Here is a 24381-nt window from a genome sequence, read left to right on the forward strand (position 1 = left end):
GGAAATACGGGAAGTCGTAGCTTGCTACCGGCGAAAGTGAGTTCCGGCAAGCATCCGTAATTATAATTAGTTGATTTTACATCTCATTCTGCAAATTACGCGCTATCGGCGTGCAGGTTTCGCCGGACAACCGGAACACCACAATTTTGCCAGATAAGATATTATTCCTTAATGAAGCTCAGTCCGGGCCCGTTGATCGGCCAAAGCGCCGATTGCTAACCCTGCAGGCCATGGTTGACGTGTGAATCCGGCCTTTCCGGCTTTGACGGCGGCGGATGCGCGGACTATGTAGTCCCCTCATGACCCCCTCAGAAACATCTTCAGCCTGGCCGGACCACAAACCGACCGCGCTCCTCGTGCTCGCCGATGGCACCGTGCTGGAAGGCTTCGGCCTTGGCGCGGAAGGCCAGGCCGTGGGCGAAGTCTGCTTCAACACGGCGATGACCGGTTATGAGGAAATCCTCACCGATCCATCCTATGCCGGGCAGCTGATCACCTTCACCTTCCCGCATATCGGCAATGTCGGCACCAACGACGAGGATATCGAGACGGTGAACATGGCGGCGACGCCAGGCGCCCGCGGCGTGATCCTGCGCTCGGCGATCACCGACCCGTCGAATTACCGCTCTTCCCGGCATCTCGACGCCTGGCTGAAGGCGCGCGGCATCATCGGCATTTCCGGCATCGACACCCGCGCCCTGACCGCGCTGATCCGCAACAAGGGCATGCCCAATGCGGTGCTTGTGCATGCGAAGGACGGCCAATTCGACCTGCATGGCCTGAAGGAAGAAGCGCGCGAATGGCCGGGTCTCGAAGGCATGGACCTGGTGCCGATGGTGACGTCGGCCCAGCGCTTCACGTGGGACGAGACTCCCTGGGAATGGGAAAAGGGTTTCGGTCGCCAGACCAACCCTGAATTCAACGTCGTCGCTATCGATTACGGCATCAAGCGCAACATTCTGCGCCTGCTGGCCGGCGAAGGCTGCAAGGTCACAGTCGTTCCAGCCACGACTTCGGCCGAAGAGATCATGGCGCTGAAGCCGGACGGTGTGTTCCTGTCGAATGGCCCAGGCGATCCCGCCGAGACCGGCAAATATGCCGTGCCTGTCATCAAGCAGGTGATCGATTCAGGCGTGCCCACATTCGGCATCTGCCTTGGTCACCAGATGCTCGGCCTCGCGGTCGGCGCCAAGACCAAGAAGATGCATCAGGGCCATCACGGCGCCAATCATCCGGTCAAGGACGAGACCACCGGCAAGGTGGAAATCACCTCGATGAACCACGGCTTCGCGGTGGATGAAGCAACGCTGCCGAAGGGCGCGACGCAGACCCATATCTCGCTGTTCGACGGATCCAATTGCGGCATCCAGCTCGACGGCAAGCCGGTGTTCTCCGTGCAGTATCACCCGGAGGCTTCCCCCGGTCCGCGCGACTCGCATTATTTGTTCAAGCGGTTCGCGGAACTGATGCGGGCGAACAAGGCGTCGTAGCTTTCTTTATCGATAGAATTCAGACGTCATGGCCGGGCTTGTCCCGGCCATCTACGTTTTAGGGCTGCGAAGGCGTGGATGCCCGGGTCAAGCCCGGGCATGACGTGGAAGGGCTTGCGGCAAGCGCTAGCATCCGCACCTGCAGCTTTGTATGATGATCGTCATCAAAAATAAAGGAAGCGCCATGACCGACGCCCCCACACCCCGCTACGACGTCGTCCCCACCAGCCTGATGGCCTCGATGCCCGGGCTCGATTTTGTGCGCAAGATCTTCTCCGGCGAGCTGCCGCAGCCGCCGATCATGGAGAATGTCGAGCCGTTCGACTCGACCGCAGAACCCGGTGTTGTCGTGTTTCACAGCGTCCCCGGCTTCCGCCACTACAATCCGATCGGCTCGGTACATGGCGGCTACGCGGCGATCCTGCTGGATTCGGCGATGGGCCTCGCCGTGCACACCATGTTGCCTGTCGGCACCGGCTACACCACGCTGGAATTCAAGATCAGCTTCATTCGCGGCATGAGCAAGGATAGCGGCACCGTGCGCACCGAAGGCAAGACGCTGAATGTCGGCCGCCGCGCCGCCACCGCCGAAGCGCGCATCACGGATTCCAAGGACCGGCTCATCGCCCATGCCACCACGACGTGTCTGGTGTTCGAGATACCGAAGGAAACGACCTGACCTGCAGCCCGCGGGCACGTACACAGACATTCGAAGCGTCACGGCCTGACAGCGGGAGTTTCGCTTGCCATGCCCCGCGCGCGCGACATCAGGTAGAGCTCAAGCTCGACCATCTCAGGCGCGTCGGCGCTGTAGGGTTGAGCGCGCACGCCGATCATGCAATTGCGCAGGCGGCGCTTGAGAGAGCCAAGCCCCTGCCACTCCAGCCGATAGACGGGATAGCCCGTTGGATGGGCCTGCGTGATCGCGGAGCCGGCGAGACGTTTGTCCCAGTTGTCGTCGTGACAGTTCGTGCATGCCAGATTCAACTGCCCCTGACGCCGCATGAAGGCATCGCGGCCTTTGTCGATGAATGCTTGCAGACGTGAATCGGCGCCCGTCTCGATCGGCATCCCCTGTGATTGCCGGCCGATCAATGCGGTCAGCGCCAGCAGATCACGGCTTTCATCGGCGAGCGGCGGCAATTGCTGATGATCGACACGGCAGAGATTGACGCGCTGTTCGAGATCGACCGGGCGATTGAGCTTGTCGTCGAATGCCGGGTACCGCACAGCGACACCGCGCATGCTGCTGGCATCACCGTGGCAATCCGCGCAAGCACGGCCGGCAACGGGCTTTCGGGTCCATAGCGCCTCGCCATCCAGCACCCCCAGCATGCCGGGATTGGCCGTGGCGTCGTTCTGCATGGCCTGCGTTTCGACGGACATGAAACTGGCACCGGAGCGTCGCTCGCCCGGCGCGATCTCCGCCGCCTCGATGAGAGACGTGAAAGCGACGGTTGCCAGCAACGACAGGCTGATATTTCGCAGTCGTCTCATGTGACCGTGATGCTGGCCGACGCGGTTTCCTGAAATCCGTTATCGCCGATCCACTGGAATTCGAATTTTCCGCTCTCGGTGGCGATCGTAAAGAAGGAGATGAAGGGATTGGCCGAGAAGGCGGGAAACAGATCGGCCCGGAACACTTCATCACCATTATAACGGCAGGTGAAATTGGTGATGATGTTGCGCGGGATAACCTCACCGGTCACGGTATGGCGAAAGCCGGTCTCCATGATGTGCGACATCAGCGTCTTGATCTCGATGATGTCGCCACGCTTGGCCGTGGCGGGAACGTTGATCAGCGCGGACGCCATCAGGTTGCCTCCTCGGTACATGCGGCGAGCGTGACCACGACATCGGCGGTCGTCGACCAGAACGAGCCATCGGAGAGTTTCGCAATGGCCGTCAGTGTTTGCGTATCGGCGAGCCGGATGCGCGTCGATATCTGCGCACGGCCTGCGCGCGGCGAGATATAGAAGTTGCCGACATTGGGCTGCGGATTCTTCTCGTTGAAAATGTGGATACTGACCACGTGATCCGCATCGCTCATCGGGCTCGTTACCGTGACGGTGAGCGGCACCGTGTTGCCGTTCTCGACCAGCGGCGGGACGTCGAGCTTCACTTTGCCGGGGCGCACCGCGGCGCCGTTGACGATATCGCGGATGGCTGCCTTCATGGTGTCCGGCGTCGCATGGGCCGGGCCGATATGCACGAGCGACACCGCGCCGAGCGCAGCGCCACCGGCCATCGCCAGAAACTGGCGGCGTGTCGATCGATCGAGCTCAGCCATGGATTGCTTTCGTCATGATGGGTTCTGCAGCGTTGTCAGGTAAGCGACGACGTCCTCGATTTGTTGCGCCGACAGGATCGGCTTGCCAAGCCATGCATCCCCGACACGCTGTAACCCATCTGCACGATAATAGGACGGCATGATGGTCGCGGCATTGAGGCGTGAGGCATCCACCAGCCGCAGCCGCAACTGGCCTTCCGACCAGCGGCTGCCGGTGCCGGCAAGGCTTGGCGCAAGATCGCCCTGGAATCTCTGTTCGGTAAATGGCCCGCTGTGGCAGAGCAGACACGTATATGTGCGGTTGACGACGATCGCCCTGCCCGCCGACGCGTCGCCGACCGCGCCCGCCAGGGGCAGCGGAATCGCATCGCCAATCACCGCATAAGGGACAAGTTCACTCGCACGGACCGGAGCAGTCAGCAGCAGCGTCGCCACGCTCGCCGACAACAGCGTCGATGCGCGGCCACGACTAACCAAAGACCTCTGCTCCGATCGTCTCGAACCAGGACCGTGCATAGATCGCTTCGCGGGCCCGGACATCACGTGGCGCATCCAGCGGACTCGTACCGCCCGCGCCTTCGATATCTGCAAACAGGCCGTTGCGGGGCTGGTAAACGCCGGCGATGGAAATGCCGTAGTCGGGCGCGACCAGGCTGTAGCAAGTGTTGATCAGCTTCGGCGACGTCGGCGTCGCCCCCGCCAGCAACGCCACGATCGCGCCGGCACAGGTCTTCGCCTGCGCATTCGCCGAGAATGCGGATTTGGGCATGGCGCCGGCAATGCAGGCATCGCCGATCACATGGATGTTCGGCACCTGTGTGGACTCGAGGCTGACGGGATTGATCGGACACCAGCCGGATTTATCGGTGACGCCGGCAATCTCCGCGATGCGTCCGGCGCGCTGCGGTGGAATGACATTGGCCACCTGAACGTGATGTGTCGCGAAATCGGTCACCAGCGTATTGGTCGCCGGATCGACCGACGTGACCTTGCCGCCCTGCGATAGCGCGACCCATTCGATCAATCCCGGATATAGCTCCTGCCACGCGGCCTGAAACAGCCGCTGTTTCGAGAACGCGTCTTTCGAGTCGAGAATAATCAGCTTCGACCGCGGCTTTCGGGTCTTCAGGTAATGCGCGATCAGGCTCGCGCGCTCATAGGGGCCCGGAGGACACCTAAAGGGGTTGGCGGGAACGACGATCGCAACCACGCCGCCATCGTCCATCGCTTCCAACTGGCGTCGCAGCAGCAGCGTCTGCTCACCGGCCTTCCAGGCATGCGGCATGCGCGACGCTGCAGCCTCGTCATAGCCCGGCAGCGCATCGAAGCGCAGATCGATTCCGGGCGACAGAACCAGCCGGTCGTAGCGCAACGTCGATCCATCGGCGAGACCGATCGTGCGCGCCTGCGGGTCGATCGTCTGCGCCATTTGCACGACGACTTTGATGCCGGCGGCAGCGGTTTTCTCGTAGGTGAATTGCTGGGCTTCAATGGCGCGGTCGCCGGCGATGACCTCATTACTGAATGGGCACGCGACATATTGGCGATCGGCCGTCACCAGCGTGACATCCAGCGACGGATCGAGCTGCCGAAGCGCGCGGGCGCAACTGGCGCCGCCGAAGCCGCCGCCGATTACAACGACCCGCGCAGGCGATTGCGCGAGGCTTGGCGATGCCAGCGCAAGGGATGCCGTCGCGGCAGCGGCAGCGCGAAGAAATTCCCGTCGTGAGGTATGATTTTTGTGGGTCATGCTATTTCTGCGTTGCCAGCCAGGCCGCAATCGACCCGATTTCGTCTTCGGAGAAGCCCTTGGCGATCCGCGTCATCACTGTGGCCGGCATCGATCCATTGCGAAAGGCCAGTAATGTGGAGCGCGTCGCATCGGCATCGCGCCCATAGATGTTCGGGATGGCCTGCGATGTCGCCGCATGGCAGCCGGAGCACGACGCCGCGCCAGGCGGCGGCGCCGATGCCGCCCGGACCGGCGCCGCCGAGGCGACGATCAGCCCGATCGCAAGTGAGGTACGCAACGTCTTCATGAGCGAAATCCAGTGATGGGCAGCAAGCATGGCGACGCGTCGGTTACGCAAAGATGATGTCGTGATTCTTCAGCGGCACGGAACGGATGCGCTTGCCGGTCGCGGCAAAATAGGCATTCAGCACGGCCGGCGCCGCCACGCAGATCGTCGGTTCGCCGACGCCGCCCCAGAAGCCGCCCGATGGCATCAGGATCGACTCGACCTTCGGCATCTCCTTCATGGTCATCGACTGATAGGTGTCGAAGTTTTCCTGCTCGATGCGACCACCCTTCACAGTGCATTCGCCATAGAACAGCGCCGACAGGCCATAGACGAACGAGCCGGCGATCTGGCGATCGATCTGCCAGGGATTCACCGCATAACCGGGATCTGTGGCGGCTACGATGCGATGGATCTTGATCTTGTTGCCGCCCGTCACCGAAATTTCCGTCGCGGCCGCGACATAGCTGCCGAAGCCCATGTGCTGGCAGATGCCGCGGAACACGCCTTGCGGAGCCGGCGTCGTCCAGCCGATCCTCTCTGCGACGGCATTGAGCACCGCGAGATGCTTCGGATGCTTGGTCATCAGCTTGCGGCGGAATTCGAGCGGATCCTGACCGACCGAATGCGCGAGCTCATCCATGAAGCTCTCAAGATAGATCGCATTCTGGTTGACGTTGACGCCGCGCCAGAAGCCCGGCGGCACATGCGGATTGCGCATGGAATGGTCGATCAGCAAATTCGGAACGGTGTAGCCGATCGCTGCCTCACCGCTGGCATTCAGACCCTGGAAAGTGACGGGATCCATCCCGTTCTGCATACCCTCGGGACGCACGCTGGCCAGGATCGACTGGCCCGAGATCCGCATGTGCAAACCGATCAGATTGTTATCGGCATCGAAGGCGCCGACCAGCTTGCTCTGCGTAATGGGATGATAGCGGCCGTGCAGCATGTCCTCTTCGCGCGACCACATCAGCTTGATCGGCGTGCCGGGCATCTGCTTGGCGATGGCCACCGCCTGCCGGACGTAATCGGTCATGCCGCGCCGACCGAAGCCGCCGCCCGGCATGATCTTGTAGACCTCGCATTTGTCGCTCGGCAGGCCTGACGCTTCGACTGCGGCCGCAAACACGGCTTCGCCGTTCTGCGTGCCGGTCCAGACCTCGCACTTCTCTGGCGTATAGAGCACCGTCGCGTTCATCGGCTCCATGGTGGCGTGGTTCTGATAGGGATAGGCGTAGACCGCTTCCACCGTCTTCGCAGCACCCGCAAACGCTGCTTTGACATCGCCAGCCTTGTTGCCGACAAAAGCGGGCTGCGCAGCGTCCAGGCCTTCCTGCAGCCACTTGGCGATGGACTCGCTGGACACGCTGGCGTTCTTGCCGTCGTCCCAGACGACCGGCATCGCTTCCAGCGCCGACTTGGCGTGCCACCACGTATCAGCGACCACAGCGACGGCGCTGTCGCCGACGCGCACGACCTTCTTGACGCCTTTCATGCCCAGGATCTTGCTGTCGTCGAAGCTCTTCAGCGTGCCGCCGAACACCGGGCAATCCTTGATCGCGGCATTCAGCATTCCCGGCAGCTTGATATCGGCGCCGTAGACCATCTTGCCGTTGGTTTTCTCGACCGTATCGAGCCGCTTCAGCGGTTTGCCGGCGATGGTCCAGTCCTTGGGATCCTTCAGCTTGACGTCGGTCGGCGGCTGCAGCTTAGCAGCCGCTTCCGCGACCTTGCCGTAGGTGATGGTGCGCCCCGACGGGACATGGGTGATGACGCCCTTGCTGGTGGCACATTCCGACACGGGCGCGGCCCACTCATCGGCTGCCGCCTGGATCAGCATCAGGCGCGCAGCCGCGCCGCCTTTGCGGACGTAATCATGCGAAGTGCGAACGCCGCGGCTGCCGCCGGTGGAAAAGTCCCCCCAGACGCGCTTGCGTGCGACACTTTGCCCGGGCGTAGGATATTCCGTCGTCACCTTGGACCAGTCGCATTCAAGTTCTTCTGCGACCAATTGCGCCAGACCCGTGAGCGTTCCCTGCCCCATCTCGGACCGCGCGATACGCACGACAACGGTCTCATCAGGCCGGATCACCACCCAGGCATTGACCTCAGGCGTACCATCGGCCGCATAGACTGCGGTCGGCCCGCCAAAGGGAATACCGAGCGCGAGGCCGCTGCCGATAGCAGCAGTTCCCAGGACAAACGAACGGCGATTGAGTTGCGGAGCATGACCCATGACCATCTTCCTCAAGCGCTTGCAGCGGCGTGAATCGCTTCACGGACCTGCTGGAACGTGCCGCAACGGCAGATATTGGTGATGGCGAGGTCGATATCCTCATCGGTCGGCTGCGGCACTGTCTCCAGCAGCGCTGCAACTGCCATGATCATGCCGCTCTGGCAGTAACCACATTGCGGCACATCATGATCGATCCAGGCCTGCTGCACCTTGTGCACGGCCCCCTCTGACGCAAGGCCCTCGATCGTCGTAATCTGCTTTCCGATCGCCTCACTGAGCGCCATGCTGCAGGAACGGACCTGCTGGCCATCGACATGAACGGTGCAGGCGCCGCATTGGGCGACGCCACATCCGTATTTTGTCCCTGTCAGCCCGGCATTTTCGCGGATCGCCCATAGCAACGGCGTGTCCGGTTCTGCATCGATCTCGTAGGTTCGTCCATTGATCGTGAGGCTTGCCATCGCATTTCCCCGGGTCGTGGCGCATATCGCCGTTGCAGCAACCCTCCCCTGAAACTGGAAGAATTCCAAATCAAATGTTTGGTGACTGCGGCGCCCGAAGATTCCAGCGATGTCCCTGCCTTGCTGACGTCACAGTTACGTCACGCGGGATTTTCTGTTTGCTGACGCTCTATCACCGCGGGTCGAACACAACGCGATCATGCAAGGAAACCGCCTGAGATTGCCATTGGCAAAACCGGGCACCGCCGTGTGCAGAACATCGCCGATTCGCTGTCGCGATTTACTTGGTGAGAGTTGCGCGGAACACGGGATGATAGCCGTGCGCCGCTCGACGCGCTGTGGCCGGGTTGGTAAGCCCTCTCTACAAGGAGACCTGAGTCGAGACATGACCGTTGCGATCGAGATGGGGCATACGACGTCAGGCGCCCCGGCGGCTCTGGACCTTGAGGAACTGCTGGCGACGCGTCTGCTCGTACAGGGCAATTCGGGTTCCGGAAAATCGCATCTGCTGCGCCGGCTGCTCGAACAGAGCGCCCCATGGGTGCAACAAACCATCATCGACCCTGAAGGCGATTTCGTCTCGCTGGCGGAGCGATTCGGTCATCTGGTGATCGATGCCGAGGCGCATACCGAACGCGGGTTGCAGGTCGCCGGCGAGCGCGCGCGCATGCACCGCGTCTCCACAGTGCTCAATCTCGAAGGGCTGGATGCCGAGAATCAAATGCGCCGCGCCGCCGCCTTTCTGGGCGGGCTGTTCGACGCGCCTCGCGACCATTGGTATCCGATGCTCGTGGTGGTGGACGAGGCACAGCTGTTCGCCCCGGCCGTTGCCGGCGAGGTGTCCGACGAAGCGCGCAAACTATCGCTCGGCGCCATGACCAACCTGATGTGCCGCGGCCGCAAACGTGGCCTTGCCGGCGTCATCGCGACACAGCGACTGGCGAAGCTCGCCAAGAACGTCGCGGCCGAAGCGTCGAATTTCCTGATGGGTCGCACCTTCCTCGATATCGATATGGCACGCGCCGCCGATCTTCTCGGCATGGAGCGACGGCAGGCCGAATCCTTCCGCGACCTCGAGCGCGGCCAGTTCATGGCGTTGGGTCCCGCCCTCTCCCGTCGTCCGCTGGGCCTGCGCATCGGCGTCACCGAAACAAGTCCGCGCAATGCGACCCCACGCCTGATGCCGCTGCCGGAAGCGACACTCGACGACGTCCGCGCCACGATTCTCGCAGCGCCCCCGCCGGAGCCGGTCCGGCCGCAGCGCCGCGCACCGTCATCGCCGGATCTGCTTGGCCAGCTCATGGCGGCGAAGTCCGCAGCGCTGGAAATTCGGCCGGACGTGGCGGAGACGCCGATCAGCGCCGAGGAATTGGCCGCGCGGCGAGAGCGCGTCGACCGCGTGTTGCAGGCCTTGATGGCCGAGCCCGATGCAGGCTTCCGGGTGGTTGGCGTGCTCTATCAGGAATTCGTGGTCCGCTGCCGCATCGAGGGGCTTGGCGCTGCCGTGCCGGACCTCGACGACTTCCGCCGCATGCTGACGCGCGCCCGCGCCGGGCTCGGCTCCGACATGACCAATGATGACGGGTGGCAGGACGTCTCGGTCCGCGCCTCGATCCTGCCTGAAGATATGCAGGGCGTTTTCATGATGATCGCCCGCGCCGCCAAGGAAGGCTGGCCCTGCCCGAGCAATGCCGCGATCGCCCGCGCCTACGGCTCGCATTCGCTACGCCGCGCACAGCGCCTGCTGAACTATATCGAGGAGCAAGGCCTCATCGTCTGCCAGCTCGATGGCGCCGGTCGGCGCATCGTGACGCTCGTCGAACTGGCCTGGGCTACGGCACCCGGCGATCCCAATGCCGAGGAAGCTGCGGCCGAGCAGGCCTGAGCCCGCATTAGTCAGCCGAGAATCCAAACGGAACGTTCAGCGTCCTGAAATCATCGGGCAGCAGTTCGCGCCCGATCGGAAGCGCCGAGCGCGCAGCACATCTTGGACGATGACAGACACGGCATGCGACGCCGATCGGCGTGGGAGCATCCGCACGCGGTGCCGACGCATCGCGCGTATAGATCAACTGGCCGGCATGTTCGGCTGCGCAACCGATCGCGATGGCGCGCTCGACGCGTTGTGCGCCGTAACCACCACCGCCAGCCGTGACGGTGCGGGCAATCGAAAAGAAGCGCTGGCCATCCGGCAATTCCAGCCACTGCGTGACGATCTGGCGCGGCGTTTTGAAAACGTCGTGCACCGACCACAACGGGCACGCACCGCCGTGCTTCGCGAACGGAAAGCCTGCACCGTCGAGCAGTTTGGAAATATTGCCGGCGGGATCGACGCGGATGAGAAAGAACGGGACTTTCTCGGCGCCCGGCCGCTGCAAGGTCGTGATGCGATGCGCGGTCTGTTCGAAGCTGGCACCGAATTGGCGCGCCAGTGCTTCGAGATCGTAGCGACGGGTCTCGGCGGCGCGCGCGAAAGCCGCATAGGGCATGATCAGCGCCGCAGCGGCGTAACCCGCGAGCGCCCGGCGCGCCAGCAGTTCAGCGCTCTTGGTGGTGAACTGGCCGTCTTCGAGCGCGGTGCCGATCTCGTTTTCCATTTCGAGATAGGCGAGTTGCTGCGCCAACTGGAAATGGAGGCTTGCGGTATCGAGCGAATCCTCAAGTAGCAATTGCTTGCGATGCAGATCCAGTCGCCTGACCGAGCCGAGCATGACGTCCGGCGGTAGATAGCGCACTTGCAGCTTATGCCGGGTCTTGAGACGCTCGACGAAACCGCTCGGCCCCGACGTCGCCTGCACAAGACGTTCGGCCACGTCGTCGATCACAGCGAAATTGTTGCGGCGAGCTGCCAGAAACCGCCTGACCTCGGCCACGGGATCGTTGGCATCATAGCCCTCGCTATCCGAAGACGACGCGCCACCGGTGAGCGCCGGTGCGCGCCGATCCGCCAGCGCGAGCTGCTCCTCGCGATAGGCGGTGTAGAGCCGCAGGAACGCCTCGGCCATGCCGGGATAGCTCACCGCGAGATCGCTGATTTCGAGCGCGGGGATATCGATGTCCGAGAACATCGGCTCTTTCAGGATCGACTGCATCCGCGCCGTATTGTCGGCACCGCCATCGCCAGCCAGATCGGCGAGATCGATCGTGTAGGTGCGCGCCAACCGAAGCAGCATGTCGGCCGTCATCGGCCGCTGGTTGCGCTCCAGCAAAGCGACATAAGGGGCCGAAATTTCCAGATCGGCCGCCATATCGGCCTGGGTCAGGCCCAGATCGCGCCGAAGCCGCCGGATTCGCGGCCCCATGAACACCGAACGACCTGCCGAGGCGGCCATCGCACACTCCAATACCTTGTAACTACTTTACAGCCTTACACGTTCAGTTTGTAAAGTATGACAAGTTATCTGCGTTCCGTCTAGCGGCTGGCGATCCCGCGATTACAACCAAGGACAGGTTTTCGTCAGCCAAAGGGATCGAGACAATGAACTTCCAGCCACGCGGGATCAGCAACCAGACCATCCTCGGCACCGGCTCCTATCGGAGCGAAGTCGAGGCGGCGTCGGCGCTGCTCAAGACCAAGGACACCTGGAACGGCGTGACCGCCGAAGCGGTCGCACGCATGCGCCTGCAGAACCGCTTCAAGACCGGTCTCGACGTTGCACGCTACACGGCATCGCTGATGCGTGCCGACATGGCCGCCTATGATGCAGACACCACCAAGTACACCCAGTCGCTCGGCTGCTGGCACGGCTTTATCGCGCAGCAGAAGCTGATCTCGGTCAAGAAGCATTTCGGCACCACCGACCGCACCTACCTGTACCTCTCGGGCTGGATGATCGCGGCGCTGCGCTCGGAATTCGGCCCGCTGCCGGATCAGTCGATGCACGAGAAGACTTCGGTCCCGGCTCTGATCGAGGAGCTCTACACCTTCCTTCGTCAGGCTGACTCGCGCGAGCTCAACGACATCTTCCGCAGCCTCGACGCCGCTCGTAAGGCTGGCGACAAGGCAAAGGAAGAAGAACTGATCAACAAGATCGACAACTTCCAGACCCACGTCGTTCCCGTCATCGCCGATATCGATGCCGGCTTCGGCAACGCGGAAGCGACCTATCTGCTCGCCAAGAAGATGATCGAAGCCGGCGCCTGTGCGCTGCAGATCGAGAACCAGGTCTCGGACGAGAAGCAGTGCGGCCATCAGGACGGCAAGGTCACCGTGCCGCATGAAGTCTTCCTCGCGAAGATCCGCGCCTGCCGTCACGCCTTCCTCGAAATGGGCGTCGAAGACGGCATCATCGTCACCCGCACCGACTCGCTCGGCGCTGGCCTGACGCAGCAGATCGCTGTCAGCCACAAGCCGGGTGACATCGGCGACCAGTACAACAGCTTCCTGGATTGCGAAGAAATCGATGCTTCAAAGATCGGCAACGGCGACGTCGTCATTACGCGTAATGGAAAGCTGATGCGCCCGAAGCGTTTGGCCAGCAACCTGTACCAGTTCCGCGAAGGCACCGGTCAGGACCGCTGCGTCCTCGACTGCATCACCTCGCTGCAGAACGGCGCCGACCTGCTGTGGATCGAAACCGAGAAGCCGAACATCGAGCAGATCGCCAAGATGGTTGATCGCGTTCGTGAGGTGATCCCGAATGCGAAGCTAGCCTACAACAACTCGCCGTCGTTCAACTGGACGCTGAACTTCCGTTGGCAGGTCTATGACGCGATGAAGGAAGCCGGCAAGGATGTCAGCAAGTACAACCGCGCCGAGCTGATGAAGGTGGAATACGACAGTACGCCGCTGGCGGTCGAAGCCGACGAGCTGATCCGGACGTTCCAGGCTGATTCAGCCAAGCGCGCCGGCATCTTCCATCACCTGATCACGCTGCCGACCTATCACACGGCTGCGCTGTCCACCGACAACCTCGCCAGGGAGTATTTCGGCGAACAGGGCATGCTGGGCTACGTCAAGAACGTCCAGCGCGCGGAAATCCGTCAAGGCATCGCCTGCGCGAAGCATCAGAACATGGCTGGTTCGGACATCGGCGACGAGCACAAGGAATACTTCGCCGGTGAAGCAGCCCTGAAGGCGGGCGGCGCGCACAACACGATGAACCAGTTCGGCTAATCGTTACGGTTCAGCTCATCGTAAAACCAGCCCGGGGTCCCATCAGACCCCGGGCTGATGTCGTTGTCGGTGTACAAATGCCGAACGACTGCCTCACCGACAGGCAGGGCGCCGGCCTCCATTCCGGTTATCCCTGTCGGCGCAGGAAGCCGGTAATCGTGACCGTCTGCCAGATGCCGGCGGCAAAGAACGGATCGGCATGATGAAATCTTTCGACCGCCGCGCGGTCGGCGGCCTCGACGAGAAACAGACTGCCAATCATGGTCTGGCCGTCATCGGCTGTCAGCGGACCGGACATCACGATCGTCACGTCATAGGCCGAGGTGTCGGACAAAAAGGCCTTGTGAGCCTCGTAGTGAGACAAGCGTTTGTCGAGCGCCCCGGCATGATCGACGGCATGGATGGCAAACAGCATGCGTAGCTCCTGGAAGACAGAAGACGGCCGCCGACCTGCGGCGACCGTCCTGATGGCAACAGATGTTATTTGGTGCCGAGCTTAGCAGCCTCGTCCCAGCTCGGGCAGGTCCGCGATTCCAGCGGCACGTCGTAGGGCTGATAGTTCTCCTTGCCGATCACCGTGGGCTTGAGAACGATCTCGGTGATCACCGGCTCGTTGCGCAGCGAACGAATGGCGATCATCATGCCGAGGCATCCCTGCATGAAGCCATTGTAGTCGCCGCTCGCCAGCAACTTCCCGGACTTGATCGCGTCGATTGCCTCCTTGGTGCCATTGACGCCGATGACCTGGGCTTTGCGATTGGCACCATCGAGCGCCTCGATCGCACCGATCGCCATCGCATCATTGGCAGCCAACACACCGTCGATCTGAGTATTCGACTGCATGAGATTCTCCATGACCTGAAGCGCCTGCAGCCGTTGATAGTTGCCGGGTTGCGACGCAAGCAGCTTGGCTCCCGGGTTTTCCTTCAGGGCGTCGTTGAAGCCGCGGACGCGGTCGATGCTCGTCAAGGATCCTTTGACGCCCTCAATGATCACGAAATTGCCCTTGCCGCCCAGCGTCTTCAGCAGATAGCGCCCGGTCTCCAAACCCAGACTGTAGTCATCGGCGCCGACAAAGGCGACAAACTTGCCACCGGCGGAACGATCGGTCACGTTGACCACCGGGACCTTTGCGTCATTGATCTTCTCGACGCCGGGGACCATCGCCTTGTAGTCGACCGGGATGAAGACGATCGCAGACGGCTTCTTCACCACCACATCCTCAATCTGGCTGAGCTGCTCCGGGATGCTGTCCGGCTTTGTCGGAATATAATGCAGCGTCTTTGCCTTCATCGCCTTGGCGGCTGCGTCAGACCCGACTCGCACGGTCTGGAAGTACGGATTGGTCTGGTTTTTTGTAAACACCGCGATCGTCTCGCCGTCGGCGAACGCGTGGGATGAGAGTGATGTCGTCAGAAGCAGTGCAGCAAGCGCGCCATAGGCTTTCTTCATAGTCGTTCCCTCCGTTTGTTTTTTAAGGTCGAACACTTACGCCGCACGGCGCCGTGTTTTCATATCCAGCCATACTGCCAGAATGACGATGACGCCTGTCACCAGTGGCTGCCAACTCGCGTTGACCGACAACAGGTTCATGCCATTGAGGACCAGGGTCAAAATGAGTGCGCCGACGAACGTGCCAAACACCGTTCCGAGACCACCAAACAGCGAGGTGCCCCCGATCAGAACCGCCGCGATCGCCGGCAGTGTCAGGCTTTCGCCGATGTCGGCTTCGGCAGAGTTCAATCGCGCAAGAAAGATGATCGAGGCGAGCCCGGCCATTGCGCCGGACACTGTGTAGACCAGCAGGAGTCGGCGAGCGACGGGAATACCCGACAACCGCGCCGCAACCGGGTTGGCGCCGATGGCGTAGATTTCCTGTCCCCATGTGGTGCGCTGCGCGAAAATGGTTCCGATGGCGAGGAAGACCAGCAACAGATAGACCGGGATCGGAAGACCGAGAAAATAGCCACTGCCGATCTGGCGAAAGCCAGCCGGGAAGCCGTGCATGGTCTCTCCGCCCATGTACCAGTAGGTGATGCCGTGCAGCACCCACAGCATCCCGTAGGTCGCAATGAAGGATGGGATTCGAAGCGCCGTCACCATCACGCCGTTCAGCATCCCGACCGCGCCACCGACGCCGATGCCTGTCAGTACCCCCAAGGTCGGCGAGCCCGTCTGATGAATCACCGTCCCCGCAATACAGGCGGAAATAGCAACATTGGCACCAATCGAAAGGTCGAGGCCACCTGTCAGCACCACCAGCGTCAGACCCGACGCAATGAAGAACAGCAGACTCGCCTGACGCAGGACGTTGAGGATGTTGCCGAGACTGAGGAACGAGTTGGTCAGGATGGTCAGCGCCGCACAGATCAGAAACGCGGCGAGCAGGCGATAGAACACCTGGATCATCTCGTCGGAAAGCAACATTCTGCCGCCTGTGATCGGCTTTGAGATATCGGTCATGATCGGCTCCGCAATCCATCGACGAACAAGGCTGCAATTACCAGCAAGCCGACGCTTGCCACCTGGATCGAAGACGGCAGCGCCAGCAGATTCAATCCGTTGCGCAGCACACCCACGGTGACCACACCGAGCAAGGTGCCGAGCAGCCAACCATTGCCGCGCTCGAACGACGTGCCGCCGACGGCAACCGCTGCAATGGCATCGAACTCAAGACCGAGGCCAGCGGTCGGATGCCCAGAGTTCATGCGCGCGGTCATCAGGAGACCAGCCAGACCGACCATGGCGCCGCCGAGCGCGTAGACGAGGATCAGCAAGCGACGTGCCGAGATACCGGCGAATTTCAGCGCTTCACGGTTGCCGCCGAGCGCGAAAATGTAAGTCCCGAAACGCGTGTGGTAGAGCAATCCGTGGAAGGCAAGGTAGCTTCCCAGTCCCAGCACGATCGGAAGCGGAACGCCGCCGAGCGTCCCGGAATAGACGCCACGAACGGCGGCCGGCATGCCGACAACGCTCTGGCCATCGCTGACGATCAGCGAGAGCCCCTGCGCCATCCCGAGTGTGCCCAGCGTGGCGACAAAAGGGGGAATGCCGACAACGGCCACCAGCCAGCCGTTGATCGTCCCGAACACGATTCCGACGACCAGAGCCGCAAGCAGGCCGAGCAGCAACGAGCCTGTGGCCAAAGCGACGATGGCGACGATCAGCGAGGTCAGCGTCAAGACGGCGCCCATCGACAGGTCGAGACCTTCAGTCATGATGATCAGCGTCATCGGCAGCGCCAGCATCAGCAGGATCGTCGATTGGACGAGCACGTTGGAAATATTCGGCACCGTCAGGAAGCCGGGCGTCATCAGGCTGAAGACAACACATAGCAGCACCAGCATGACGGCAACGCCGGGAATCCGCTGAAGCGGATTGGTGTTCAATACCATCGCTTGTTCACGCATGATGCATCCCCAGCTTCACGATGTTTTCCTCACTCAGTTCGTGGCGAGCCAATTCACCCGCGATCCGCCCGTCGCACATGACATAGGCGCGATCGCAGACGTGGCAGATTTCCGCCTGCTCCGACGAGATCATCAGCGCAGCGGCACCATCCGCGACCAGTCGGTCGATGAGCGCAAAGATCTCGGCTTTCGCTCCGACATCGATGCCGCGTGTCGGTTCGTCGAAGATGAACAGCTTGGCGCCAGCGGCCAGCCATTTGCCGATGACGACTTTCTGCTGGTTGCCACCGGATAGAAGGCCGACGGCCTGCTTGTCCGATGGGGTCGCGATCCTCAACTGCCGGATCAGATCATTGGCAACCTGCCTGGATTTCCCCTGATCGAAGAAGCCACGCGGAAAGATCTTGCGTAGCGCGGAAACGATCAGGTTGTCTCCGACAGAGCGGATCAGAGCCAGACCTTCTGCCTTGCGGCTTTCCGGAATCAGCGCGAGCCCCAGTCTGGCCGCTTCGTCCGGACCACCGGACTTCTCCTGGCCGTTGAACAGGATATGTCCCGCGGTCGCCTTGTCGGCCCCGAAAATGGCCCGTACCACTTCCGTGCGCCCCGAGCCGACCAGCCCACACAGCCCGACGATCTCGCCTTGCCGCACCACCAGGTCGATGCCCGCAATGCCCGAGGCAGAGTAGAGACCCTTCACCTCGAGCATGACCTTGCCAGGGGCCTCAGCGAAATTCCGTGGATAGCTCATGTCGACGCTGCGACCGACCATCATCCGGACCAGATCGTCCGACGACACGGCCCCGGGTTGCACCTCATCGATACGGCGCCCATCGCGCAGCACCGTGATGCGGTCGCCGAGCGAGAACACCTCCGCCATCCGGTGCGAGATGTAGATGATGGCAACGCCATCCGCCTTGAGCCGCGCGATCAGTGCAAACAGCAATTCTGTCTCGCGATCGGACAGCGCCGCCGTCGGCTCATCCATCACGAGAATTCGCGCGTTCTGGCTGATGGCCTTTGCAATCTCCACCATCTGCTGCTGGGCGACGCCCAGCTTCTCGATCCGGATCGCCGGATCGATGTCGAATCCAATTGAAGCCAGCACACGCCTGGCATCGGCCAGAATTTTCTTGCGATCGATCGTGCCGGGAACACGTCCTGCTGGCTCCCGTCCGAGGAAGATGTTCTGCGCGATGTCGAGATAGGGGACGAGCGAAAATTCCTGGAAGATGACGGCGATGCCGAGCTTCTGCGCATCGGCTGGCGACGCGATCTCGACTGTTTCGCCGTTGTAGTGGAACGAGCCGCTATCGGCGCGATAGGCCCCGCACAGCACTTTCATCAGGCTCGATTTGCCTGCTCCGTTCTCGCCAAGCAGCATGTGCACCTCGCCTGGCCAGACCGAGAACGACACATCGTCGAGTGCCTTCACTCCCGGGAATTCCTTGGAGATGCCGCGCAGTTCGAACAGCGGCGGCGCTGCTTGAACGATCGACACGGCCGCCTTGGACTGAGCGAGCTGCGTCATGTCAGCACCGGTGCATTGGGCAAGAAGATCTTGCCGGGGTTCATCATGCCTTTCGGATCGATCGACGCCTTGATGCCACGCATGATATCGACGGCGTCGCCGAGCTCGTCCTGGAGGAATCCGATCTTGCCGGTGCCGATGCCGTGCTCGCCGGTGCAGGTGCCCTCCATCGCGATCGCCCTCGCCACCAACCGCGCGTGCAGCGCCTTGGCGCGCGCGACTTCGTCGGCATTATCCTGGTCGATCAGGATCAGCAGATGGAAATTCCCGTCGCCGACATGGCCCACCACAGGCGCGATCAGTCCGTTGGCATCGATGTCCCGGCGCGTTTCGGTCAGACATTCCGTCAGCCGTGAGATCGGCACGCAGACATCCGTAATCATGGCCTTGGCGCCCGGCTTCAGGCTGAGACCCGCATAAAGCGTGTTGTCGCGGGCATGCCACAGCTTCGTCCGGTCTTCCGCCGCACGCGCCCATTGGAAGCCCTGGCCGTCATGTTCGGCGGCGATCGCCTCCGCCAGTTCGGCCTGCTCCGCGACACTCGCCTCGGTGCCGTGGAATTCAAAGAACAGCGTCGGCGCCTCGCGATAGCCAAGTTTGGAATAACCATTGATGCCGCGCATCATGACTTCATCCAGCAGTTCCATCCGCGCGACCGGAATGCCCGATTGGATCACTTCAATCGCGGCACCGATCGCCTGATCGAGCCGCCCGAAATTGCAGACCGCGGACGAGATCGCCTGCGGCCATGGATGCAATTTCAACGTAATTTCGGTGATCACGCCAAGGGTTCCCTCGGCTCCGACGAACAGCCGGGTAAGATCGTAACCGGCTGACGACTTGCGGGCGCGCTGGCTGGTGCGGATCACCCGCCCATCGGGCAGCACGACTTCGAGCGCAAGCACATTGTCCTTCATGGTGCCGTAGCGGACGGCCATAGTTCCGGACGCGCGCGTCGAGCTCATGCCGCCGATCGACGCATCGGCGCCGGGATCGATCGGAAAGAACAATCCGGTGTCGCGCAGATGCGCGTTGAGCTGCTTGCGGGTGATGCCAGGCTGCACGACGACGTCGAGGTCCTTGTCATGCACCCGGAGCACGCGGTTCATCCGCGCAAAATCGATACAGACGCCGCCAGCCACCGATGCTGCATTACCTTCGAGTGAAGTACCCGCGCCGAATGGAACGACCGGCATGCCGAGTTCGCCGCAGAGCTTCACGATCTCAGCGACTTCCTGCGTGGTCTCCGGAAACACCACGACATCCGGTGGACGACTGGCGTGATAGGCCTCGCTGCGGCCGTGATCATCGAGCACGCCGCGCGCGATCGTCGCGCGCGCCCCAATGATCTCGTTCAGACGGACCACGGCCGTCTCGGCGCTCACTGGCGCTCCCATAGCATCCTCCCCTTCCATATCAGCGCTCAGGCTCTGCGGCCCTTGATGCGCATTGTTAGCTAGACAGCATGCGCCTTATTGGCGTCTGGCTTCAAACCGAAATCGTAATTCAAATGATAGTAAGGCGTGTTCTGCATGCGCCCATCGGGAGCTTCGCCGGCATCTTTCCGGACGAATTCGCGAATGAGCGTATCTTTGACGCCGAAGACGACGTCGGAGTCGAGATACTTGTCGCCCGCAACGAACACATGTGTCACCAGTTGCTCAAAGCCAGGTGCCGAGATCATGAAGTGAACATGGGCAGGTCGCCACGGATGACGCCCCTGAGCCGTGAGCATATCGCCGACCGGCCCGTCATGCGGGATCGGATAGGCCGCTGGCTTGATCGACCAAAAGCGGAAACGGCCCTCGGTATCGGCATGAAACCGCGCGCGCATTGCAAGATCGCCGATCTTGTCGAGCTGCTGAACATCGTAATACCCGTCGTCGTCGGAGTGCCAGACGTCGATTGTCGCATTTGCGATCGGCTTACCATCCGGCGTCGAGACCGATCCCGTCACGATCATCAGATCGCCCTCCATGCCACCGGAGATGTCTTCGCCAAGCTTCTTCTCCGGGGCCGCCTGGACGAAGAACGGCCCGAGCACGGTCGTGTCCGTCACACCTTTTTCGGCACCATGATTGATAGCGTCGACCAGCATCGACACTCCGAGCGTATCCGAAAGCAGGATGAACTCCTGGCGCTTATCGTCGCACATGTGACCGGTACGCGTCAGGAATTCGATGCCCTGCTCCCATTCCCTCTGGGTTGGCCGAATCTCCCGGACGAAGGCATGCAGATGGCGCACCAGCGCCTCGCTGATCTGCCTGATCCGCGGCTGGCCGGCATCCGTGATGCGATCCAGCACGGCGTCGGTGATGGTGTTCTCGTTGAAATTCCGCATGGCCTCCCCTCACCCAAGCTTCGGCTCGCCGAGACCCGACAGTCGCTCGACGTGGCGCACGGTGGCGATGAAATCGGATTCGCCATCTCCTTGCGCAACAAGCGATCCGTAGATTTCTCGCACCTGCGCTGCGAGTTGCAGCGGCACGCCGACGTGATGGCCGGCCCCGATGATGAGGTCGAGATCCTTGGCCATCTGCCGGCACGAGAAAGTGGACTCGAAGTTGCGCGTGGCCAGTGGCGGCGTCTTGTACTTGACCATCGGCGAGGCGACCGCACTATCATCCAGGACCTTGAGGATATCCGGCCAGGAGATGCCGCCCTTGCGTGCCAGCGCGAGACTTTCGGCCATCATTCCGGCAGACACCGCGATCATCAGATTGACCGCGAGCTTGGCAAATCGCGCCTCTTCAGCCACGCCGAGATAGGTTTGCGCGCGGGTGAACGTCGCCAGCACCGGCTGAACCGCATCGAACGCATCGCGCGGCCCCGACACGAAGCAGGTCAGCGCGCCGGTATGCGCGATCGCTGCATTGCCGGACACCGGCGCGCGCAGATAGGCCACGCCGCTCGCCTCTGCCGCAACACCAACTTCAGCCGATACTTCGGCGCTGACCGTGCTCGTCTCGATCAGAACCGCACCACGTGTCAGCTTGTTCAGCAGGCCGTCTGGTCCGAGCACCACGGAACGCAGCGCCGCATCGTCGGGCAGCGATGTGAAGATGATGGCGTGGTTTGCAGCGGCGCCTGCGGCCGAGTTGGCCGTCTGAAGCCCAAGCTGCTGTGCCAACACCAAGCGCTGTTGGCCCGGGTCGTAACCGGTGACGCGGATACCGGCCTCCACCATACGGCCTGCGATCGGCAAGCCCATCTTGCCAACGCCGATCCAGGCCACGGCCTGAGCTTGATCTCTCGACGGGGTTGTCATGCCGCTTTCTCCTGACGTTCGATCTCGGAGACGATGCGCATGCCTGATCGCTCGAGTTCATTCTTTTTGTGGTCGATGTTCTCCGCCAGCAGGCGTCCGCCTCGCTTGCGCCAGATGCCATCGATCATGACCGCCTCGATATTGGTGATGCTGGACTGCATCAGGACCGTGGAAACCGGATCATGGACCGGCCAGAGATTCAGGTCCGTGGCATTAATGACGACCAGATCCGCCTTCTTGCCCGGCGTGAGCGAGCCGATGCTGTCTTCGCGCCCGAGCATGCGGGCGCCCTCGATGGTGATCCAGCGCAAGGCCTCGCGTGTCGTGATTGTCGTCACCGCTGGAATGGCACCCGTGGCCTGCCGGCTCTCGGCATTGTCCAGCGCGCGCTGCATCGACAGTGCGATGCGACCGACGTTGAACATGTCGCCCGGCAGCACGGATTCCAGATCGACCCCGAGCGATGGCCGCGATCCCAGCTTCAACAGCCGCCCGGTGATCGGGTAGCCGTGGCCCTGATTCATTTCATTTTCCGGCGTGACCGAGAACGACACGCCGAGATCGACAAGCTGACGCAGCAGATCGTCGGGAAGATCGTTGCCGTGCACGATGTTGATGCCGGGACCGACGAGGCCGGCTGCAATCAGTCTCGCCCAGCCACCCGGCGTCTTGGCCGGGCCTCCGCCCTGATGCATCGAGGCAATCAGATCGAACTCACGCGCCAATTCGAAATCATGGATGGCAACATCCATGGTCGAATAATGAGGACCAAGAATCGCAAGCCCGAGGGTGACGCGGTCGCTGCGGTTAGACAGCGCCCCTGCCAGGAAGCGCTCGACCTCACGGCGCGGATGCGGAACCTCGGAGAAGTGCGGCTGCCCCGGCGCCGCCTCCGGTTTCGGCGAGCCGTGGAAGAAGGCGGCACGGATGCCGCTCTCTTTCAGCGCTGCGACGGCGCTATCACTGTGCGCAGGCGTTGGATTGTTGTGACACCAATCAACCAGCGTGGTGGTGCCACAATTGATCTGGTTCAGCGCGCCCATCAGCGTGCCGATATGAATATCCTCGGGACGAAAGACCGTGGCCAGTCCCGCATGCATCCGGCGGAAATATTCGGGAAGCGTCCAGTTCGCGGAGAAGCCGCGCAAGGCGGTCTGCCACGTATGCATATGCGCGTTGACAAGGCCCGGAATGACGATGCGGCCACGACCATCGACGATCTCCGCGTCACCGGCATCGAGGCCCGGCCGGATGTCGACGATGCGATCGCCATCAACCAGCAGGTCGGCTTGCGCGAGATCGCCGATCGTGTCGTCCATTGTCAGGATCGTGGCGGACTTGATGAGCGTGCGTGTCGCCGTCATCGCAACGCCTCCGCTACGACCGGAGGTTCGCCCGCCCAGGCCCGCGCGATCAGATCGCGGATGGCATCGCGTTCCAGCGGCCGCGGGTTCCAGTAGGCATTGCTGACGGCAAGGTCGGCGGCGCGTTCTATGCCGTCCTTCGGCATTCCCAGATCGCGCAGCGCGACTTTGGCGCCAAGTCCCTGCGTAAGATCGAACAGTCCCTGCGCGGCCTGTCCGGCGCCAAGCGCGCGCGCGACGCGAGCCGCCGCAACCGGCACGGCGGGAGCATTATAGGCCATCGCATGCGGCAGGATCACCGTGTGGGTTTCGGCATGTGGCAAATTGAACGTACCGCCCAGCGTATGGCAGAGCTTGTGGTGCAGCCCCATGCCGACGGCGCCGAGACAGGCGCCGCACAACCAGGCAGCGCGCAGGGCATCATCGCGTGCCGCCGCGTTGTCCTCGCCAGCCGCAAGCTTCGGCAGCGCGCCAGCGAACAGGCGAATGCCCTCTTCCGCCATCAACGACACGACCGGATTGGCATCGCGCGCATAGAGCGCTTCGACAGCGTGAGCGATTGCATTGACGCCCGATGTCACGGCAAATGCAGGCGGCAATGTGCGTGTCAGGTCGACGTCGTAGATGACCGTTTCGGGGAGTATCTTCGGGCTCGATTGCGTGGTCTTCAGTCCCTCGCGGGTCTCACCCAGGATCGGCGTCATTTCGGACCCGGCATAGCTGGTCGGTACGACGATTTGCGGCAGGTCGGTCCGTAGCGCGATCGCCTTGCCTAGCCCGATGGTCGAACCACCGCCCACCGCGACGATGCCGTCGGCCTGCAGAGCCTTGAACTGCTGCATCGCAAGTTCGGTCACATCAACCGGCGTATGCATCACCGCTCCGGCATAGACGCCCGCCGCTCTGTCACCGATCAGGGCGGCAATCTGCTCGCCGTGAGATTTCTGCTGGTCTGTCGTCAGAACGAGTGCGCGCTTAACGCCGAGTCGGTCGAGCTCGGCGGCCAGATCTGCCAGCCGTCCCGAGCCGAAGACGACCCGCATGGGCACCGCCTGATAGACGAAGCTCTCCATCATTCCATCCCTGATCGTCGACGCCGTTAGGGCGCTTCTGCTGCATTGCACCAAGGCATGCAGCGGATTTTCGCTACCATCATTCCCGTGCACACGTTTGTCAAGAAACTCTGCACACGTT

At 62.1% G+C, this 24381-nt stretch carries 23 protein-coding genes; 4 read left to right on the plus strand and 19 right to left on the minus strand.

Translation table 11 applies throughout. From position 1 onward, the window contains the following. The first annotated feature begins 299 nt into the window (after positions 1 to 299). Together carA and BLW80_RS03895 are read left to right on the plus strand one after the other, a co-directional pair. Entirely contained in the window at positions 300 to 1490 is a 1191-nt protein-coding gene (gene carA, locus BLW80_RS03890; protein ID WP_093756875.1) for a glutamine-hydrolyzing carbamoyl-phosphate synthase small subunit, read from the plus strand. 184 nt (positions 1491 to 1674) lie between these two features. Beyond that, positions 1675 to 2169: a PaaI family thioesterase gene (locus tag BLW80_RS03895; RefSeq protein WP_093757336.1), complete on the plus strand. Its 495-nt coding sequence runs from the start codon at positions 1675 to 1677 to the stop codon at positions 2167 to 2169. A gap of 38 nt (positions 2170 to 2207) precedes the next feature. Here the strand turns inward: BLW80_RS03895 and soxA are convergent, their stop codons facing one another. Genes soxA through BLW80_RS03935 form a run of 8 tightly spaced genes read right to left on the minus strand, consistent with a single transcriptional unit; the run spans position 2208 to position 8498 of the window. After that, a complete protein-coding gene (gene soxA, locus BLW80_RS03900; protein ID WP_093756876.1) occupies positions 2208 to 2987 on the minus strand; it encodes a sulfur oxidation c-type cytochrome SoxA in 780 nt (259 codons plus the stop codon). Next, positions 2984 to 3304 carry a thiosulfate oxidation carrier complex protein SoxZ gene (gene soxZ, locus BLW80_RS03905; RefSeq protein WP_093756877.1) on the minus strand — a complete coding sequence of 107 codons (321 nt, stop codon included), beginning with the start codon at positions 3302 to 3304 and terminating at the stop codon, positions 2984 to 2986. The genes soxA and soxZ overlap by 4 nt, the downstream gene beginning before the upstream one ends. Next, on the minus strand, positions 3304 to 3780 hold the full coding sequence (locus tag BLW80_RS03910) for a SoxY-related AACIE arm protein (protein ID WP_093756878.1): 477 nt from the start codon (positions 3778 to 3780) through the stop codon (positions 3304 to 3306). The genes soxZ and BLW80_RS03910 overlap by 1 nt, the downstream gene beginning before the upstream one ends. Positions 3781 to 3792: 12 nt before the next feature. Next, on the minus strand, positions 3793 to 4257 hold the full coding sequence (gene soxX / locus BLW80_RS03915; protein WP_502688583.1) for a sulfur oxidation c-type cytochrome SoxX: 465 nt from the start codon (positions 4255 to 4257) through the stop codon (positions 3793 to 3795). Further along, positions 4250 to 5530: an NAD(P)/FAD-dependent oxidoreductase gene (locus tag BLW80_RS03920; protein ID WP_093756880.1), complete on the minus strand. Its 1281-nt coding sequence runs from the start codon at positions 5528 to 5530 to the stop codon at positions 4250 to 4252. The genes soxX and BLW80_RS03920 overlap by 8 nt, the downstream gene beginning before the upstream one ends. 1 nt (position 5531) lies before the next feature. Next, entirely contained in the window at positions 5532 to 5819 is a 288-nt protein-coding gene (locus BLW80_RS03925; RefSeq protein WP_089265733.1) for a c-type cytochrome, read from the minus strand. 43 nt (positions 5820 to 5862) lie between these two features. Next, the gene (locus tag BLW80_RS03930) at positions 5863 to 8037 is read right to left on the minus strand and encodes a xanthine dehydrogenase family protein molybdopterin-binding subunit (RefSeq protein ID WP_170849567.1); all 2175 of its coding nucleotides are present in this window, start codon (positions 8035 to 8037) and stop codon (positions 5863 to 5865) included. 11 nt (positions 8038 to 8048) lie between these two features. Next, positions 8049 to 8498, minus strand: coding sequence for a (2Fe-2S)-binding protein (locus BLW80_RS03935; RefSeq protein WP_093756882.1), 450 nt, complete (start codon positions 8496 to 8498; stop codon positions 8049 to 8051). A 385-nt stretch (positions 8499 to 8883) separates the two neighbouring features. Here BLW80_RS03935 and BLW80_RS03940 point away from each other — a divergent pair, with 385 nt between their 5' ends. Then, positions 8884 to 10383, plus strand: coding sequence for an ATP-binding protein (locus tag BLW80_RS03940; protein WP_093756883.1), 1500 nt, complete (start codon positions 8884 to 8886; stop codon positions 10381 to 10383). Positions 10384 to 10390: 7 nt separating this feature from the next. On the opposite strand, the gene BLW80_RS03945 is transcribed toward BLW80_RS03940, so the two are convergent. Then, positions 10391 to 11830, minus strand: a complete 1440-nt coding sequence (locus tag BLW80_RS03945) for a helix-turn-helix domain-containing protein (RefSeq protein ID WP_093756884.1) — start codon at positions 11828 to 11830, stop codon at positions 10391 to 10393. A 146-nt stretch (positions 11831 to 11976) separates the two neighbouring features. Between BLW80_RS03945 and BLW80_RS03950 the strand changes: the two genes are divergently transcribed. After that, positions 11977 to 13614 (plus strand): isocitrate lyase, encoded by a 1638-nt coding sequence (locus BLW80_RS03950; RefSeq protein ID WP_093756885.1) that lies wholly within the window; start codon positions 11977 to 11979, stop codon positions 13612 to 13614. Between the two features lie 127 nt (positions 13615 to 13741). On the opposite strand, the gene BLW80_RS03955 is transcribed toward BLW80_RS03950, so the two are convergent. From BLW80_RS03955 to BLW80_RS04000, 10 genes are all read right to left on the minus strand, one after another. Then, positions 13742 to 14029 (minus strand): YciI family protein, encoded by a 288-nt coding sequence (locus BLW80_RS03955; RefSeq protein ID WP_089265505.1) that lies wholly within the window; start codon positions 14027 to 14029, stop codon positions 13742 to 13744. Between the two features lie 65 nt (positions 14030 to 14094). Then, positions 14095 to 15066 carry a sugar ABC transporter substrate-binding protein gene (locus BLW80_RS03960; protein WP_093756886.1) on the minus strand — a complete coding sequence of 324 codons (972 nt, stop codon included), beginning with the start codon at positions 15064 to 15066 and terminating at the stop codon, positions 14095 to 14097. 36 nt (positions 15067 to 15102) lie between these two features. Continuing rightward, positions 15103 to 16077, minus strand: coding sequence for an ABC transporter permease (locus BLW80_RS03965; RefSeq protein WP_093756887.1), 975 nt, complete (start codon positions 16075 to 16077; stop codon positions 15103 to 15105). Then, complete coding sequence (locus BLW80_RS03970) at positions 16074 to 17024, minus strand: ABC transporter permease (protein WP_093756888.1); 951 nt, start codon at positions 17022 to 17024, stop codon at positions 16074 to 16076. Before BLW80_RS03970 ends, BLW80_RS03965 begins: the two co-directional genes overlap by 4 nt. After that, the gene (locus tag BLW80_RS03975) at positions 17017 to 18555 is read right to left on the minus strand and encodes a sugar ABC transporter ATP-binding protein (protein ID WP_093756889.1); all 1539 of its coding nucleotides are present in this window, start codon (positions 18553 to 18555) and stop codon (positions 17017 to 17019) included. The genes BLW80_RS03970 and BLW80_RS03975 overlap by 8 nt, the downstream gene beginning before the upstream one ends. Then, positions 18552 to 19952, minus strand: a complete 1401-nt coding sequence (locus tag BLW80_RS03980) for an FAD-linked oxidase C-terminal domain-containing protein (RefSeq protein ID WP_093756890.1) — start codon at positions 19950 to 19952, stop codon at positions 18552 to 18554. Before BLW80_RS03980 ends, BLW80_RS03975 begins: the two co-directional genes overlap by 4 nt. Positions 19953 to 20011: 59 nt before the next feature. Further along, the gene (locus tag BLW80_RS03985; RefSeq protein WP_093756891.1) at positions 20012 to 20896 is read right to left on the minus strand and encodes an intradiol ring-cleavage dioxygenase; all 885 of its coding nucleotides are present in this window, start codon (positions 20894 to 20896) and stop codon (positions 20012 to 20014) included. 9 nt (positions 20897 to 20905) lie between these two features. Further along, entirely contained in the window at positions 20906 to 21823 is a 918-nt protein-coding gene (locus BLW80_RS03990) for an NAD(P)-dependent oxidoreductase (protein ID WP_093756892.1), read from the minus strand. Then, on the minus strand, positions 21820 to 23187 hold the full coding sequence (locus tag BLW80_RS03995) for an amidohydrolase family protein (RefSeq protein WP_093756893.1): 1368 nt from the start codon (positions 23185 to 23187) through the stop codon (positions 21820 to 21822). Before BLW80_RS03995 ends, BLW80_RS03990 begins: the two co-directional genes overlap by 4 nt. After that, positions 23184 to 24263, minus strand: a complete 1080-nt coding sequence (locus BLW80_RS04000) for a maleylacetate reductase (RefSeq protein WP_093756894.1) — start codon at positions 24261 to 24263, stop codon at positions 23184 to 23186. The genes BLW80_RS03995 and BLW80_RS04000 overlap by 4 nt, the downstream gene beginning before the upstream one ends. Positions 24264 to 24381: the final 118 nt, after the last annotated feature.

Origin of the sequence: Tardiphaga sp. OK245, assembly GCF_900108575.1 — a bacterium.
GTDB classification, from domain to species: Bacteria; Pseudomonadota; Alphaproteobacteria; order Rhizobiales; family Xanthobacteraceae; genus Tardiphaga; species Tardiphaga robiniae.